The following is a 15,425-nucleotide window of genomic DNA, read 5'->3' as shown; positions in this document are numbered from 1 at the left end:
GATCAGACCTCTTCGACACTGCTCGGCTCACGCCGGGACAGGTCGATGCCGAGCTCCTCCGCGGCGCGGAAGACGTCCTCGTCGGTGTCGCGCATCTCGATGGACATGCCGTCGCTGGAGAGCACCTCGACGTTGAGGCACAGCGACTGCATCTCCTTGATGAGCACCTTGAAGGACTCGGGGATGCCGGGCTCGGGAATGTTCTCGCCCTTGACGATGGCCTCGTACACCTTCACGCGGCCGAGCACGTCGTCGGACTTGATGGTCAGCAGCTCCTGAAGGGCGTAGGCGGCGCCGTATGCCTCCAGCGCCCACACCTCCATCTCACCGAATCGCTGGCCGCCGAACTGCGCCTTACCGCCGAGCGGCTGCTGGGTGATCATGGAGTACGGGCCGGTCGAACGGGCGTGGATCTTGTCGTCGACCAGGTGGAGCAGCTTGAGGATGTAGATGTAACCGACCGAGATCGGGTCGCGGTAGGGCTCGCCGGTGCGGCCGTCGAACATCCGCGCCTTGCCGCCGGGGCCGACCAGACGCTGGCCGTCGCGGTTCGGCAGGGTGCTCTCGATCAGACCGGTGACGTCGTTCTCGCGGGCGCCGTCGAACACCGGGGTGGCGGTGTTCGTCCACGGCGGGGCCTCGGACGCGCCGATCTCCTTGAGCGCCTTCTTCCACGCGGCGTCCTCGCCCTCGACCTTCCAGCCGCGGGACGCGACCCAGCCGAGGTGGGTCTCCAGGACCTGACCCACGTTCATGCGCCCGGGGACGCCGAGCGGGTTCAGGACGATGTCGACCGGGGTACCGTCCTCCAGGAACGGCATGTCCTCGACGGGGAGCACCTTGGAGATGACGCCCTTGTTGCCGTGCCGTCCGGCCAGCTTGTCGCCGTCGGTGATCTTGCGCTTCTGCGCGACGTACACCCGGACCAGCTCGTTCACGCCGGGCGGGAGTTCGTCGCCCTCGTCGCGGGAGAACACCCGGACGCCGATGACCTTGCCCTGCTCGCCGTGCGGCACCTTCAGCGAGGTGTCGCGGACCTCCCGCGCCTTCTCACCGAAGATCGCGCGCAGCAGCCGTTCCTCCGGGGTCAGCTCCGTCTCGCCCTTCGGGGTGACCTTGCCGACCAGGATGTCGCCGGGGACGACGTCCGCGCCGATGCGGATGATCCCGCGCTCGTCGAGGTCGGCGAGGACCTCCTCGGAGACGTTCGGGATGTCCCGGGTGATCTCCTCGGGGCCGAGCTTGGTGTCACGGGCGTCGACCTCGTGCTCCTCGATGTGGATCGAGGACAGGACGTCGTCCTGCACCAGGCGCTGGCTGAGGATGATGGCGTCCTCGTAGTTGTGGCCCTCCCACGGCATGAACGCCACCAGGAGGTTCTTGCCGAGCGCCATCTCACCGTCGTCGGTGCACGGGCCGTCCGCGATGACCTGGCCGATCTCGACGCGCTGGCCCTCGTCCACGATGGGCTTCTGGTTGAAGCAGGTGCCCTGGTTCGAGCGCTTGAACTTCGAGACGCGGTAGGTCGTCCTGGTGCCGTCGTCGTTCATGACGGTCACGTAGTCGGCGGAGACCTCCTCGACGACGCCCGCCTTCTCGGCGGTGATGACGTCGCCCGCGTCGGTCGCCGCGCGGTACTCCATGCCGGTGCCGACCAGCGGCGCCTCGCTGCGCAGCAGCGGGACGGACTGGCGCTGCATGTTGGAGCCCATCAGCGCGCGGTTCGCGTCGTCGTGCTCCAGGAACGGGATCATCGCGGTGGCGACCGAGGTCATCTGCCGCGCCGAGACGTCCATGTACTGGACCTCGCGGGCGGGGACCAGCTCGACCTCGCCGCCCTTACGGCGGACCAGGATGCGGTCGTCGACGAAGGTGCCGTCGTCGTTCAGCAGGGAGTTGGCCTGCGCGATGACGTAGCGGTCCTCCTCGTCGGCGGTCAGGTAGTCGATCTGCTCGGTGACCACGCCCTCGGTGACCTTGCGGTACGGCGTCTCGACGAACCCGAACGGGTTGACGCGGCCGAACGCGGCCAGCGAGCCGATCAGGCCGATGTTCGGGCCTTCCGGCGTCTCGATCGGGCACATGCGGCCGTAGTGCGAGGGGTGGACGTCGCGGACCTCCATGCCCGCCCGTTCACGGGACAGACCACCGGGGCCGAGCGCGTTCAGACGCCGCTTGTGCGTCAGCCCGGCCAGCGGGTTGGTCTGGTCCATGAACTGCGACAGCTGGCTGGTGCCGAAGAACTCCTTGATGGAGGCGACGACCGGCCGGATGTTGATCAGGGTCTGCGGCGTGATCGCCTCGACGTCCTGGGTGGTCATCCGCTCGCGGACGACGCGCTCCATCCGGGCCAGGCCCAGCCGGACCTGGTTCTGGATCAGCTCGCCGACCGTGCGCAGGCGCCGGTTGCCGAAGTGGTCGATGTCGTCGACCTCGATCGGGACGGCGACCGCGCCGAGCGTGGCCTCCTCCTCACCGGCGTGCAGCCGGACGAGGTACTCGATCGTGGCGACGATGTCGTCCTTGGTCAGCGTCCCCTGCTTCATGTCGAGGTCGAGACCGAGCTTTTTGTTGATCTTGTAGCGTCCGACCTTGGCGACGTCGTATCGCTTCGGGTTGAAGTACAGGTTCTCCAGCAGGGTCTGCGCCGACTCGCGGGTCGGCGGCTCGCCCGGACGCAGCTTGCGGTAGATGTCCAGCAGGGCGTCGTCCTGCCCGGAGGTGTGGTCCTTCTCCAGGGTGACGTTGATCGACTCGTAGGAGCCGAAGCGCTCACGGATGCGCGCCTCGTCCCAGCCGAGCGCCTTCAGCAGCACCGTGACGGGCTGCTTGCGCTTGCGGTCGATGCGGACGCCGACGTTGTCGCGCTTGTCGATCTCGAACTCGAGCCAGGCGCCGCGGCTCGGGATGACCCGGCAGCCGTAGATGTCCTTGTCGGACGCCTTGTCGAGGGCCCGGTCGAAGTACACGCCGGGCGATCGGGTCAGCTGGGAGACGACGACCCGCTCGGTGCCGTTGATGATGAAGGTGCCCTTCGGGGTCATGAGCGGGAAGTCGCCCATGAACACCGTCTGGCTCTTGATCTCACCGGTGGTGTTGTTGATGAACTCCGCCGTGACGAACAGCGGAGCGGAGTACGTCATGTCCTTGTCCTTGCACTCCTCGACGGAGTACTTCGGCGGCTCGAACCGGTGGTCGCGGAACGAGAGGGACATGGTTCCCGAGAAGTCCTCGATGGGACTGATCTCTTCGAAGATCTCCTCGAGGCCCGACTGCGTCGGGACGCTCTTACTTCCGGCCTTCTGGGCCGCCTCGACCCGGGCCTTCCACCTCTCGTTGCCGAGCAGCCAGTCAAAGGAGTTGGTCTGCAGAGCAAGGAGGTCCGGGACTTCGAGCGGCTCCTTGATGCGCGCGAAGGAGACGCGGTTCGGACCGGTTGTGGTGTTCGAGGCGTTGCGCGAGGCTGCCAAGAGTGGTCCTTCCGAGGGCTCGCGGCGTAAACTGGTTACACGCACGCCAGACGATCCACGTCCGAGACCTGCACAGAGTGATCCAAAACGGACCGACGCAGGGTTGCTCTCACACGCGGATAGTCAGAGGGCAGCGCAAAGGGGCAGTGTAGCCGACATGCCACACCGCTCGCAACTCTAGCGCCGCAGAATGCATCACGTTGTCATGGAGCATCGCTCCTCAGCGCCTCCCAGTCAAGAGCGGACTTGGACTTTTCGGGCCGTGACGTGCAGTGATGAAAGCCATAGTTTACCGGGGGGACGAGAGTGTCTTCCCAGGGGGACGACCCCCTGGAACCCCCGTCAGCGACGCGGGCGATCCTCACGACGACGTGCGGTTTTTGTGCCTGTTGCGGCTTGTGATCGTCGCTGCGGTCGCCCGCGTCGCCGGGTCGTGCGACCTCCGGCGCTGGGGCGCCTCCGGCCGCCCAACCCGTGACCGTGGCTGGGGTCCCTTGTCCAGGGGTTAAGAGATGACTTCCATCTTCGCCGCCAGCCACGTGCCGTTGGTCTTCTGCATCGTGACCTTGAGGCGGAGGGCCTCGGGGAGGCGTTGGGTCTTGTCGTCCTTGGTCGTTGAGGAGCGGTTGGCGTAGATCAGGACCACCACCTTGGTGGACGTCGCGGTGATCACGCCGGTCTTCATGACCGTGGTGGTGCCGATCAGCTGCTTCTTGACCGCTTCTGCCTTGAAGGCCGGGATCTGCTTCTCGTAGTCGGTGTGCAGCTTGCCGGTGGTGAGGGAGGCGGCCGTCTTCACGTCGGCGTCGATCGTTCTGTAGTCGTAGGCCGACAGCTCTTGGGCCGCTCTGGACGCCGCCCAGGACGCTTCCTTGCGGGCGTGGTCCACAGCGTTCTGGTCGCGGTCCTTGAGGAAGAGGGTTATGGCGGCCGTGGCCAGGACGATGACTATCACGGCCAGGATGGCGATCACTGTGTAGCCGGGGCCCGCCGTATGGGCGTCTTCGGGGTCTGTGGGTTCTGTGGGCTTGGTCAGGCGGACGACCCTTGTTCTGGTGGGTTTTGCCGCTGGTTCTGGATCTGAGTCCTCTGTGGTGGGCTCTTCGGGCTCTTCTGCGGCTGCTGCGGCTTCTTCGGCGGCTTGTTGGGCCTGGCGGGCTGCTTCTCTGGCCTTGGCCGCCGCTTCTTCGGCTACGCGGGCGGCTTCTTCCGCCTTGGCCGCCTTGGCGGCCTGTTCGGTGGCCTTGCGGGCTTTGTCGAGCATTGTCACGGGACCACCTCCAGGTCGGCGACAAGCCAGCGGTCGCCCTTGCGGTCCAGGTCCATCAGGTAGCGGAACGAGCGCGGGGCGCCGTTCTTGACCTTCGGGTTCGTGACGGTGCCGTTCAGGGAGACCATCACTTCCGCGGAGTCGCCGTCCATGGAGACGACACCGGCCTCTACCTGGTCCACGCTGGACTTGGCCTGGGTCTTGTTGAGCTGGTTCAGGAGCTCCTTGGACTGGGCGCTGAGCGTGTTCTTGAGTTTGCCGGTGGTCCCGGCCACGATGCGGTCCAGGTCCTTCTGGGCGGTCGCGGCGTTCAGGGACATCAGGTTGACGCCCATCTGGCGGGCCGCCTGGACCGCTGCGGCGCGGCGGTCGTCGTCGCGTTTGCCTTGCCAGGTGCGGACGCCCAGGACTGCTGTGGTGACGGTGAGGGCGACGATCAGCACGCCCAGGGTGAGCGTGGTGATCTGGAGGCCGCGGCGTCTCATCGGACCGGCCTCATTGGGTCAGGGGTCCGAACATGAGCCACTTCCACGAGGAGTCTCCCAACTCACGGGTACCGGCACTGCGGGGCATGACGTAGCGCTTGCCGTCGGGGCCGTAGACCGCACCGGTCGATGGATCGTATCCAGCGAATTCCACTGAACCGGCCGGATACGAGAGGTAGAGCTGGCCATTTGAGAGTTGGCCGGTGGGGGCTGACGGTGCGGCCTCGGGGTTGTTGGAGGGCTTGGGTTCGGTGCCGTCCTCCGGGAATCCCGCGCCCGTCGTCGCGCCTGGGGGGACCTGCGGGTAGGGCGCGATGGCGTCCGGGGGGAAGTTGCGGGGGCCGCGTACGGACGTGCCCGAGTCGTGGGCCGCCTTGCATCCGGCGTTCAGGGGCGGGTTCTTGGTGGACGTGTCCTGCGGCCAGCGGTGTTTGACCTTCTCGTAGCCCTTGGTGCATGCGGGCGGGTCGTCGATGTTCAGCGCGAGGCCGAGGTGTTGGGTTCCGTCTCCTGGGGTGACGGTGAACGCGCCCGCGACGGTGACCGGATACAGGATGAACAGGGATCGCAAGCCCGCTTTGCGGGACGAGATGATCTGGCCGGTCGTGGTGAGGTTCGCTAGGAGGACCGGCAGTGTCGGCGCGAGTTGGTTTATGGCTTTGTGTGTCTCGTTTACCGCGCCGGGGACGTTGTCGATGGTTTTGCGTAGGGCCGGGTCGTCCTTGCGTAGGGACGTGGTGAGGTCGTTCAGGTTGCGGGCGAAGCCGCGGATGTTGGCGGCCTGACCGCGTTGGGTGCCGAGGACGGTCACGCTGTTGTCCAGGAGCTGTTTCGTGTCCGGGTAGGCCTGTTCGGCGGTCTTCAGCAGGCGGTCGGTGTCGTCCAGGAGGGACTGGAGGTCGTCGGCGGAGCCGGTGAACGCCTTGCCCAACTCGTCCACGATCACGCCTAGGTCGCGGGTGTTCACCGAGCCTACGAGTGAGTCGACGTTGCGGAGCAGTTCGGCCGTGGGAACGGGGAGTGTGGTGCGTTGGCGGGGGATCGTGTACGGGTCGCCCTCGTCCAGGTAGGGGCCCGCTTTCTTGGTGGGCTCCAGGTCGATGTACTGCTCGCCTACTGCTGAGCGGTTGGCGATGATTGCTTTTGTGCCGTCGCGAGGGATGCGTTTGCCTCGGTTGAGCTTGAGTTTGACGCGGATGCCGTTCTCGGTGAGTTCGATGGGGCCGACCCGTCCGACGGGAACGCCACGGTAGGTGACCTCGGCGTTGGTGAAGACGCCGCCGGAGTCGGTGAGGTCGACGTAGGCGGTGTACTCCTTGCCGAGCACGCCGCGGCCGATGCCGATGTAGTTCACCGAGACGATCGTCACGCCGACGACCGTGATGACCGCGAAGGCGATCAGCTGGAGGATGACGCCGCGTTTGAGGATCACGAGAATCCTCCCGTCAGCAGGCCCCACAGGCCGCCGTCGTCCTTGGGTGGGGCGCTTGGGGGTGTTTTCTCTGTTGGCGGGGTCAGGCCCGGGATCGCGGGGAGCGCGTTGTCCTTTGGCATTTGCGGGAGGACGCCCAGGGGTGTGTCCGGGAGCGTGACGTTCGGCACCTGGAGCATGTTGCGCATCTCCTTCCCGCTGCCGAGGAGGCCTTCGACGTCGGTGCCGCCGAGCAGGTTGCGGCCGATCGAGTCGAAGTCCAGGTCGAGGGTCAGGCGGACGTTGCCGTAGTCGCCCGCGATGGTGTTCTCGAACGTGGCGGGGAACGGGAACGTGATCAGGCTTTCCAGTGCCTTCGGCAGGTCGGAGCCCGATTTGTTGAGGTTCCGCAGAATCTTGTCGAGGTCCTTGAGGTTGGCGACCAGGTCGGCCTTGGACTGGTCGATCACGCCGGTGGTGGTGCGGCTGAGCTTGTTCAGCGCGACGAGCATCCTGGTCAGGTCGGCGCGGTTGCGGTCCAGGACGGTGATCGCGGGGCCCGTCTCGTCGATGGTGTCCCTGATCGTCTTGCGTTCGGTCGCGAGTTTGCCGGTCAGGCGGTCGATGCTGTCGAGGGCCCGGGTGATCGCGGCACGGTTGCGGTCGAGGGTTCCGGTGAACGTGTCGACGCGGTGCAGTACCGACCTGATCGTGGGTTCGCGGCCGCGCATGGCTGCTTGGAGTTCGTGGCTGATCGTGGAGACCTGTTCCAGCCCGCCGCCGTTCAGCAGGAGCGACATCGCCGACAGCACCTCTTCGATCTCGGTGCCGTGGTTCGTGTGGTTCAGCGGGATCAGGTCGCCCGAGCCCAGGTCGCCGGTCGGTGGCTGGTCCTTCGGTGGTTCCAGCTCCACGAACTTCTCACCGAGGAGGCTGGTCTGGTTGATCGTGGCGAAGGCGTTGTCGGGCAGCTTGACGTTTCCGCGGATCTTGATGGTGACTACGGCGTGCCAGCCGTCCTGTCCGGATGTTCCGCCCGCCAGGTCGATCTTCTCGACCTTGCCCACGGAGACGTCGTTGACCTTGACCACCGACTGCGGGACGAGGTCCAGCACGTCCGAGAACTCGATCTTCACGGTCTTCGGGTGCGAGCCGAGGTCGGGGCCGCCCGGGAGCGGGAGCGATTCGACGCCGTTGAAGGAGCATGCCGCCAGGGGCAGTGTGATCGTCAGGAGGGCGGCGGCCAGTTTGCCTTTTCTGGTCATTGGCCGCCTCCCGGGAGGAGTGCGGTGATGTTCTTTGGTTTGCCCTGGTCGCGGGTCTTTGGCGGGCCGCCGGGGCCGTAGGCGTCCGGTGGGACGGGGACCGGGTCGTAGTGCGTGGTCAGGGCGGTGATCCAGGACAGGTCCAGGCTGAAGTTCGTCAGCGCCCTGCCGACGCCGTTGACCGGACGGAGGAGGTCCAGGCACTGCTGGGCGGGCGTCCCGACCGAGTAGGTGAGCGAGCAGATCCAGTCGGCGAGGTCGTGGAACTGGCGGAAGTTGTCGCGGGTGTGGATGGTGCCGCTGATCGGGTCGTAGGCACGGGCCAGGTTGTTGATGGCGAGCGGGCCGGTGGTGAGCGCCTCGGTGAGCGCGGCCTTCTCCTTCACCAGTACGCCGGTGATCTGCGCGAGCTGCCGGACGTTCGCGGCCAGCTCACCACGGTTGTCCCTGATGAACCGCCGCACGTTCCGCAGGGTGGGGGCGAGGGTGTTGAGCGCCGCGCTGAGCTCCTCCTTCTCCCCTGCCAACTGGCCGGACACCGCGTTGAGATGGCCGGTGAACGCCTTGATCTGCTGGTCGTTCGCCTTCATCGCACCGGTGATGATCCGCAGGTTCCTGATCGTCTCGGCGACGTCACCGCGGTCGGCGCTGAGGGTGCTCAGCGCCTTGGCCGTGTCGCTGATCGTCTGGCGGATGTCGTCACCCTGGCCGTTCAGGTTCGCGGCGCCCACCCCGAGGAGGCGGGAGAGCGAGCCCTCCTCGCCGTTCGGTCCCGGGGCGTTGGCGCCCTGCGGGCCGAGCGCCTTGGACAGGTCGTTCAGGTTGCCGCCGATCTCGTCGACCTCGACCGGGACGGCGGTGCGGCTCGTCGTGAGCGTCGCCTTGTCCGCCAGGATCGGGCCGCTCTTGTAGACCGGGGTGAGCTGGATGTAGCGGTCCGAGACGAGGGTCTGGTTGACGATGACGGCTTGTGCGTTCGTGGGCACCCTGTACTTGGCGTCGTATCTCAGTTCGACCTTCACGGCGTCGCCCACCGGTTCGACGCTCGTGACCTCGCCGACGGGGATGCCGAGGATGCGGACGTCCGCGCCCTTGTACAGGCCGACGGTTTTGGTGAAGTACGCCGTCATGTGGCGTTGTTCCGGCTTCTGGAGCAGGAGCATCAGGGCGGCCGCGAGCACCACGACGGTGAGGACCGCGCCGCCGAGGCGGAGGATCGTTACCGAGTTACGCACGCTGACCTGCCTGGTTCACGGGAGGAAGGGGAGGGGGTTGCCGGACTGGCCGCCTTGTTTCTGAGGGGTCGCCCCGTTGCTCTGCGGGAGTTGGATGGACGCGGGAATGGGCACGAGGTTCTGGATCCAGGAATCGAACCAGCGGCCGGTGCCGGTCACGTCCGCGAACTGGCGGGTGAACGGCGCGAACAACTGGAGGATCCGGTCGAGGTTGTCCTGGTTCTTCAACAGGACGTTGTTCACCTTGGCCAGGTCGTCCAGCATGGGTCGGAGTTGTTTGTTGTTCTCGCTGATGAGCGCGTTCACCTGCTGGGACAGGCTCACAGTGTTGAGCAGTAGTTGGTGAATGACCGCGCGCCTTGCTTGGACGGCCTGGAGGACCCTGTCGCCGTCTGCGACGAGTTTCGCGAAGTCCTGGTTGCGGTCGGCGAGCAATTTGGTGACGTCCTTGGCCTTGCCCGCTAGTTCGTGCAGTTGTTCGTCGCGGGATGCGACCGTGTTCGAGAGGCGCCGCAAGCCCTGGAGGGACGCGCGGACCTCCTCCGGAGAGTTCTTGAATGTCGCCGACAGCACGTCGAAGGACTTGGCGACCTGCTGGACGTCGATCGCCCCGACGCGCTTGCTCAGCTCGCTGATCGCGGGGACGACCTCGAACGGGACGTGCGTCCGCTCGACCGGAATGTTGCGGCCGAGTGTGCCGCCGCCTCGTGGGGTGAGGGCCAGGTAGTGCGCGCCGAGCACTGTCTTGATCTTGATGCTGGCCTCGGTGCGGGTGCCGAGGCGGACCCCGTCGTCGACGCGGAAGGTGACCTTGACGTGGTCGCCGTCCAGTTCGAGGTTCGTGACCTTGCCGACCTTGACGCCCGCTATGCGGACCTCCTCGTCCTGCTTGAGCCCGGCCGCCTCCTTGAACGCGGCGGTGTGGGTGGTGCCGCTGGTTATGAACGGGATGTTGTCCAGGTTCAGCGCGGCCACGACCAGCGCGATGATGACCGCGAAGCCGGTAAGGCCGATGGGGACGGGATTGCGCTCCCGGAACGAGACCTTCATCTACTTGCACCTCGCGTTCTCGTTCACGAGCGCTGGTGACTGGTAGATCGGTCCGCCCGGTAGCCGGATCCTCGCGTCGAACCCGCAGAGGTACATGTTGAACCAGGACCCGTAGGACGAGATGTTGACCAGCTCTTGCAGCCGGTTCGGGGTGCGTTTCAGGGTCAGGTCGAGATCGCGTTGGTTCGTGTTCAGCGTCCCCATCAGCGTGCGGAGCCCGGCGATGTCGTCCTTGATGGCCGGACGCGACTCGGCGAGCAGGCCCTGCGTGGTGCCGGTCAGGTCGTTGATCGCGGTGACCGAGTCGAAGATCGCCTGACGGTCGTCGGAGACGCCGCCGACGAAGCCCCGCAGGTCCGTGATCATCCGGTCGACCTGGTCGTGGCGCTGGTCGATGGTGCCGAGCACGACGTTCAGGTTGTCGACCACCTGGCCGATGACCTTGTCGCGGTCGGCGAGCGTGTTGGTGAGTGAGGCCACGTGCGCGAGGAGGCTGTTGACCGTCCCGCCCTCGCCCTGGAGCACCTGGACGATCTGCGTCGCCAGCGTGTTGACGTCCTTCGGTTCCAGCGCGCGGAACAGGGGTCGGAAACCGTTGAACAGGGTCGTCAGGTCAAGGGCCGGTTCCGTTTGGGTGACCGGGATCGTGTCGCCTGGGTGGAGGTACTCGTTGGCCTGTCCGGCACCGTCGGTGAGCGCGAGATACCGCTGGCCCATCAGATTGCGGTAGCGGATCTGCGCGTGCGTGGACGTCGGCAGCCCGTTCCTGAACACGCCGCCGTCCTGGACGCTGAACGTCACCTCCGCCTGCTTCCCCTTGTACAGCCGGACGTGCTCGATCTGCCCGACCCGAACGCCCGCGACGCGGACGTCGTCGTTGTCCAGCAGGCCGGTGACGTCCGTGAAGATCGCCTTGTACTGGACGGTGTCCCGGAAGCGCGTGTTGGAGATCGTCATGGCCAGCACGCCGGTCGCCACCGAGGTGACCACCACGAAGATGGTCAGCTTGATCGCCGCACTCGTCGTCCTCACCTGATCGTCACCACCGATCCGTCGCCGAGCAGCGGGCCGAACAGCAGCGTGGACACGTCGGAGACCTCGTCGGCGGGGGTTCGCGTGAGCGGGCCGATGACGTTCTTGATCTTTTCCTGCTCGGACATGGCGCCCGGGTCGACGAACACGCTCGACAGCGCCCTGCCCCGGCCGCCGCCCCCGACCGGGGAGTCGGGGTTCTTCCACCACAGGTCGTCCTGCGTGCCGTCCAGGGCCAGATAGTCAGGGAACGGGGACTTCGGGTTGGGCAGGCCGTAGCAGCGGGGGTTGCGCTGGTCCTTGGCCTCCGGCAGGTCCAGCGGGTACTTGTAGCCGGGCCGCGGCTTGACGATCTCGACGGTCAGGTCGAACGTCTTCGAGCCGTTTCCGCCGCCCGCCTTCTCGGCGTCCGACTTGAGCTTCATCATTCCGGCCAGCACGCACGGCAGCGACGGCGAGTACCGCGCGACCAGGGCCAGCGCGTCCCGGTTCGCGATGTTCACGCCGATGATCTTCGGGCCGTTCTGCCGCATGAACGTGTCGGCGTCGCGGGCCAGCGCGGTCGTCGCCGGGATCAGCGTCTCGATCGTCGCCTTCTTGTCGGTGATCGTCCGGCTGGTCACGTTGAGGTTGCGCAACGTCTGCAACAGGTCGGGCGCGGCGGCGGTGTAGATGTCGGACACGTCGGCCAGGCCGTTCAGGTCGTGCACCAGCGTGGGGAGCTGCGGGTTGATCTTTCGCAGCAGCTCGTCCGCCTGCTCCAGGTTCCGCCCGATCTGGTCGCCGCGTCCCTGCAACGCCGTCGCCAGCGCGTTCAGCGTCGCGTTCAACTCCGTCGGCTTCACCGCGCGCAACAGGGGCAACAGGTCGTCCAGCACCTTGTCGATCTCGACGGCGGCCTGCGAGCGGTCCTGCGGGATGACCGCGCCCTCCCGCAACCCCAGCGGGCCCGGCCGGTCGGGGATCTCCAGGTCGACGTACTTCTCGCCGAACAGCGTCTTCGGCAGCATCCGCGCCTGGACGTCGCGCGGGATCAGCTTCGCCTTGCCGGGGTCGAGCGCCAGGTGCAGCGTCGCGCCGTTCGCGGTCACGTCGGTGTCGCGGACCTCGCCGACGATCAGGCCGCGCACCTTCACGTCCGAGTGGGGCAACAGTTGCAACCCGGCGCGCTCGGCGTCCACGGTCACCCTGGTCACCGGCGTGAACGACTTGTTGAACAGCGCCACCGTCAGCGCCAGCAGCAGCGCGATCACGAGAAGCATCGCCAGGCCGAGCACCCGGTACCGGATCCGTTCGCTCATCTGGCCCTCACCCGTGGGGGGACGACCCCCCACACCCCCCGGTTCGCTCCGCTCATCCCTTTCACCCCGCGATCCGGACCGTCGTGTCGGTGCCCCAGATCGCCATGCCCATCATCAGGTCGGCCACGTTGATCACGACGATGCTGGTGCGGACGGCGCGTCCCACCGCGACGCCGACGCCCGCCGGGCCGCCGCTCGCGTGGTAGCCGTAGTAGCAGTGGATCAGCATCACCAGCACCGCGAAGATGATCACCTTGCCGAACGACCAGAGGATGTCCTGCGGTGGCAGGAAAAGGTCGAAGTAATGGTCGTAGGTGCCGGTCGACTGGCCGTAGAACGTCGTCACGATCGCCCGCGTCGCGCCGTAGGACGCCAGCAGCCCCACGATGTACAGCGGGACAACCGCGATCATCCCGGCCAGCATCCGGGTCGTGACCAGGAACGGCATCGACGGGACGGCCATGACCTCCAGCGCGTCGATCTCGTCGGAGATCCGCATCGCGCCGAGCTGCGCGGTGAACCCGCAGCCGACCGTCGCCGACAGCGCCAGCGCCGACACCAGCGGCGCGATCTCGCGCGTGTTGAAGTAGGACGCGACGAAACCGGTGAACGCGGCCGTCCCGATCTGGTCCAGCGACTCGTACCCCTGGAGGCCGACCTGGCTGCCGGTGAAGAACGTCATGAAACCGACGATCACCACCGAGCCGCCGATCACGGCGAGGCCGCCGGTGCCGAGGCTGACCTCCGCGAGCAGCCGCAGCACCTCCGTGCGGTAGCGGCGCAACACACGGAACGTCCACGCGAACGCGCGGACGTAGAAGGACATCTGGTGCCCGAAGTCGTCCAACCGGTCCAGCGGCGCGTTCAACCACCGCACGAACCGCCGCCGCCAGACTCCGGGCATGGCCATCACATGCCCTTCGACGGGACGAACTGGAAGTACAACGCGGAGATCAGGAAGTTCTCCACGAACAGCAGCATGAACGTGATGACGACTGTCTGGTTGACCGCGTCGCCGACGCCCTTCGGGCCGCCCCTGGCGTTCAGGCCCTTGTAGCAGGCGACGAGCCCGGCGGTGATGCCGAACATGAACGCCTTGAACTCCGCCTGGAGCAGGTCCGACAGCTGCGCGATCGCGTTGAAGGACGCCAGGTACGCGCCGGGCGTCCCGTCCTGGAGCATCACGTTGAAGAAGTAGCCGCCCATCAGGCCGACCACCGACACCAGACCGTTCAGGAAAAGTGCGACGAACGCGCAGGCCAACACCCGCGGGACGACGAGGCGCTGCAACGGGTTGATGCCCAGCACCTCCATCGCGTCGATCTCCTCGCGGATCTTGCGCGACCCGATGTCGGCGCAGATCGCCGAGCCCGCCGCGCCCGCGACCAGCAGCGACGTGACCAGCGGGCTGGCCTCCCTGACGATCGCCGCGACCGCCGTCGCCCCCGTGTACGCCTGCGCGCCGAACTGCCGGATCAGCCCGCCGACCTGGAGCGACAGGACGCCCCCGAACGGGATCGCCACCAACATCGTCGGGACGACGGTGACGCTCGCGATGAACCACGCCTGCTGGACGAACTCGCGCCACTGGAACGGCCACGCGAACAGCGCGCGGCCGGTGTCCAGGCAGAGCGCGAAGAACCGGCCCGGCTCCCTGATCGCGACATTGACCGCGCCGTCCCCGATCTTGCGGAACGTCGCCGAAGAGCCGCCGCCCTTCCTCCCTCGCCGGCCGGCACCGGTGTCAGGAGCCGACATCGGTACCCTGCGCCTGGGACGCCACGTAACGCGGCCACTCCGCCACCCAGTCGCGGCCCAGGTCGTCGACGAACGACCCCGGCGGCGGGGTGACGCCGTTCGCCGCGCACCACGCGCCGGGCGGGTGCATCCCCGCGCGGACCAGCCCGCTGCTCGGCATCTGCTGCGGCGGGATCGGCGGCAGGCGACCCGGATCGTGGCCCATCCTGGCCTCGGCCTCCAGCTCGGACTCGTCCTTCTCCTCCGACATGCCGATCGGGCCGATCTTGCTGGCGTTGAGGAACTGCCGCACCACCGGCTCCTCGCTGGACAGCAGCATCTCCCGGGGCCCGAACATCGCGAGGTGCCGCTGGTACAGCAGGCCGATGTTGTCGGGCAGCGTCCGCGCCGTGTTGATGTCGTGGGTGACGATGAGGAACGTCGCGCCGATCTGCGCGTTCAGGTCGATGAACACCTGGTTCAGGAACGCCGTGCGGACCGGGTCGAGACCGGAGTCGGGCTCGTCCACCAGCAGGATCTCCGGGTCGAGCACCAGCGCGCGGGCCAGCCCGGCGCGCTTCTTCATCCCGCCGGAGATCTCGCCGGGCAGCTTGTGCTCGGCGCCCAGCAGGCCCACCAGCTCCATCTTCTCCAGGACGATGCGCTTGACCTCGGACTCGCGTTTGCGCGTGTGCTCGCGCAACGGGAACGCGATGTTGTCGAAGAGGTTCATCGAGCCGAACAGGGCGCCGTCCTGGAACAGGACGCCGAACAGCTTGCGCGTCTCGTACAGCTTCGACTCGCGGAGACGGGGCAGGTCGCGGTCGCCGATCCAGATGTGGCCACGGTCCGGCTTCAGCAACCCGACCAGCGACTTCAGGAACACCGACTTGCCGGTGCCGGACGGGCCCAGCAGGACGGAGATCTCACCGGCGGGAACGGTCAGCGACACGTCCTGCCAGATGACCTGGCGGCCGAAGGACTTGGTCAGACCCTCGACCCTGATCTCGACGCCCACTCGTCACCTTTCGTCCAGGCCGGGGGGGGGACACCCGAACCATGAGCGAGGAGCACTCAGGCTCTGTCTTTCATCACATCCTGTAATCGTCCTCTTGCTACCGTCCGGTAGCCGTGACGGGTTCCTACCGTAGCGGCCCGGCGACCAAATG

At 66.9% G+C, this 15,425-nt stretch carries 12 protein-coding genes; all 12 read right to left on the bottom strand.

Annotation, left to right across the window (positions count from 1 at the left end; genetic code table 11):
- Positions 1-2: 2 nt before the first annotated feature.
- Positions 3-3,470 carry a DNA-directed RNA polymerase subunit beta gene (rpoB, locus tag ABD808_RS18910; protein ID WP_344898408.1) on the bottom strand — a complete coding sequence of 1,156 codons (3,468 nt, stop codon included), beginning with the start codon at positions 3,468-3,470 and terminating at the stop codon, positions 3-5.
- A 505-nt stretch (positions 3,471-3,975) separates the two neighbouring features.
- Complete coding sequence (locus ABD808_RS18905) at positions 3,976-4,740, bottom strand: type II secretion system protein (protein WP_344898406.1); 765 nt, start codon at positions 4,738-4,740, stop codon at positions 3,976-3,978.
- Complete coding sequence (locus tag ABD808_RS18900; RefSeq protein ID WP_344898404.1) at positions 4,737-5,225, bottom strand: hypothetical protein; 489 nt, start codon at positions 5,223-5,225, stop codon at positions 4,737-4,739. The genes ABD808_RS18905 and ABD808_RS18900 overlap by 4 nt, the downstream gene beginning before the upstream one ends.
- Before the next feature lie 10 nt (positions 5,226-5,235).
- On the bottom strand, positions 5,236-6,657 hold the full coding sequence (locus ABD808_RS18895; protein ID WP_344898402.1) for an MCE family protein: 1,422 nt from the start codon (positions 6,655-6,657) through the stop codon (positions 5,236-5,238).
- Complete coding sequence (locus ABD808_RS18890; protein ID WP_344898400.1) at positions 6,654-7,901, bottom strand: MCE family protein; 1,248 nt, start codon at positions 7,899-7,901, stop codon at positions 6,654-6,656. Before ABD808_RS18890 ends, ABD808_RS18895 begins: the two co-directional genes overlap by 4 nt.
- Positions 7,898-9,136 (bottom strand): MCE family protein, encoded by a 1,239-nt coding sequence (locus tag ABD808_RS18885; protein ID WP_344898398.1) that lies wholly within the window; start codon positions 9,134-9,136, stop codon positions 7,898-7,900. Before ABD808_RS18885 ends, ABD808_RS18890 begins: the two co-directional genes overlap by 4 nt.
- A gap of 15 nt (positions 9,137-9,151) precedes the next feature.
- Positions 9,152-10,186 carry an MCE family protein gene (locus ABD808_RS18880; RefSeq protein ID WP_344898396.1) on the bottom strand — a complete coding sequence of 345 codons (1,035 nt, stop codon included), beginning with the start codon at positions 10,184-10,186 and terminating at the stop codon, positions 9,152-9,154.
- A complete protein-coding gene (locus ABD808_RS18875) occupies positions 10,187-11,218 on the bottom strand; it encodes an MCE family protein (protein ID WP_344898394.1) in 1,032 nt (343 codons plus the stop codon).
- Positions 11,215-12,519, bottom strand: coding sequence for an MCE family protein (locus ABD808_RS18870; RefSeq protein ID WP_344898392.1), 1,305 nt, complete (start codon positions 12,517-12,519; stop codon positions 11,215-11,217). Before ABD808_RS18870 ends, ABD808_RS18875 begins: the two co-directional genes overlap by 4 nt.
- 61 nt (positions 12,520-12,580) lie before the next feature.
- Entirely contained in the window at positions 12,581-13,429 is an 849-nt protein-coding gene (locus ABD808_RS18865) for an MlaE family ABC transporter permease (protein ID WP_425548944.1), read from the bottom strand.
- A complete protein-coding gene (locus ABD808_RS18860) occupies positions 13,429-14,277 on the bottom strand; it encodes an MlaE family ABC transporter permease (protein ID WP_344898390.1) in 849 nt (282 codons plus the stop codon). The genes ABD808_RS18865 and ABD808_RS18860 overlap by 1 nt, the downstream gene beginning before the upstream one ends.
- Positions 14,264-15,274, bottom strand: coding sequence for an ABC transporter ATP-binding protein (locus ABD808_RS18855; protein ID WP_344898388.1), 1,011 nt, complete (start codon positions 15,272-15,274; stop codon positions 14,264-14,266). Before ABD808_RS18855 ends, ABD808_RS18860 begins: the two co-directional genes overlap by 14 nt.
- Between the last annotated feature and the right edge of the window lie 151 nt (positions 15,275-15,425).

The sequence above is a fragment of the Actinomadura meridiana genome (assembly GCF_039537545.1).
Taxonomy (GTDB): Bacteria; Actinomycetota; Actinomycetes; order Streptosporangiales; family Streptosporangiaceae; genus Spirillospora; species Spirillospora meridiana.
Note: the sequence above shows the minus strand (reverse complement) of the source record. Positions and strands in the feature narration are given on the sequence as shown.

Coding starts and splice junctions, on each gene's coding strand:
- ABD808_RS18880 (WP_344898396.1), bottom strand. CDS start 10,186: ATGAAGGTCTCGTTCCGGGAGCGCAATCCCGTCCCCATCGGCCTTACC.
- ABD808_RS18860 (WP_344898390.1), bottom strand. CDS start 14,277: ATGTCGGCTCCTGACACCGGTGCCGGCCGGCGAGGGAGGAAGGGCGGC.
- ABD808_RS18865 (WP_425548944.1), bottom strand. CDS start 13,429: ATGGCCATGCCCGGAGTCTGGCGGCGGCGGTTCGTGCGGTGGTTGAAC.
- ABD808_RS18900 (WP_344898404.1), bottom strand. CDS start 5,225: ATGAGACGCCGCGGCCTCCAGATCACCACGCTCACCCTGGGCGTGCTG.
- ABD808_RS18870 (WP_344898392.1), bottom strand. CDS start 12,519: ATGAGCGAACGGATCCGGTACCGGGTGCTCGGCCTGGCGATGCTTCTC.
- ABD808_RS18890 (WP_344898400.1), bottom strand. CDS start 7,901: ATGACCAGAAAAGGCAAACTGGCCGCCGCCCTCCTGACGATCACACTG.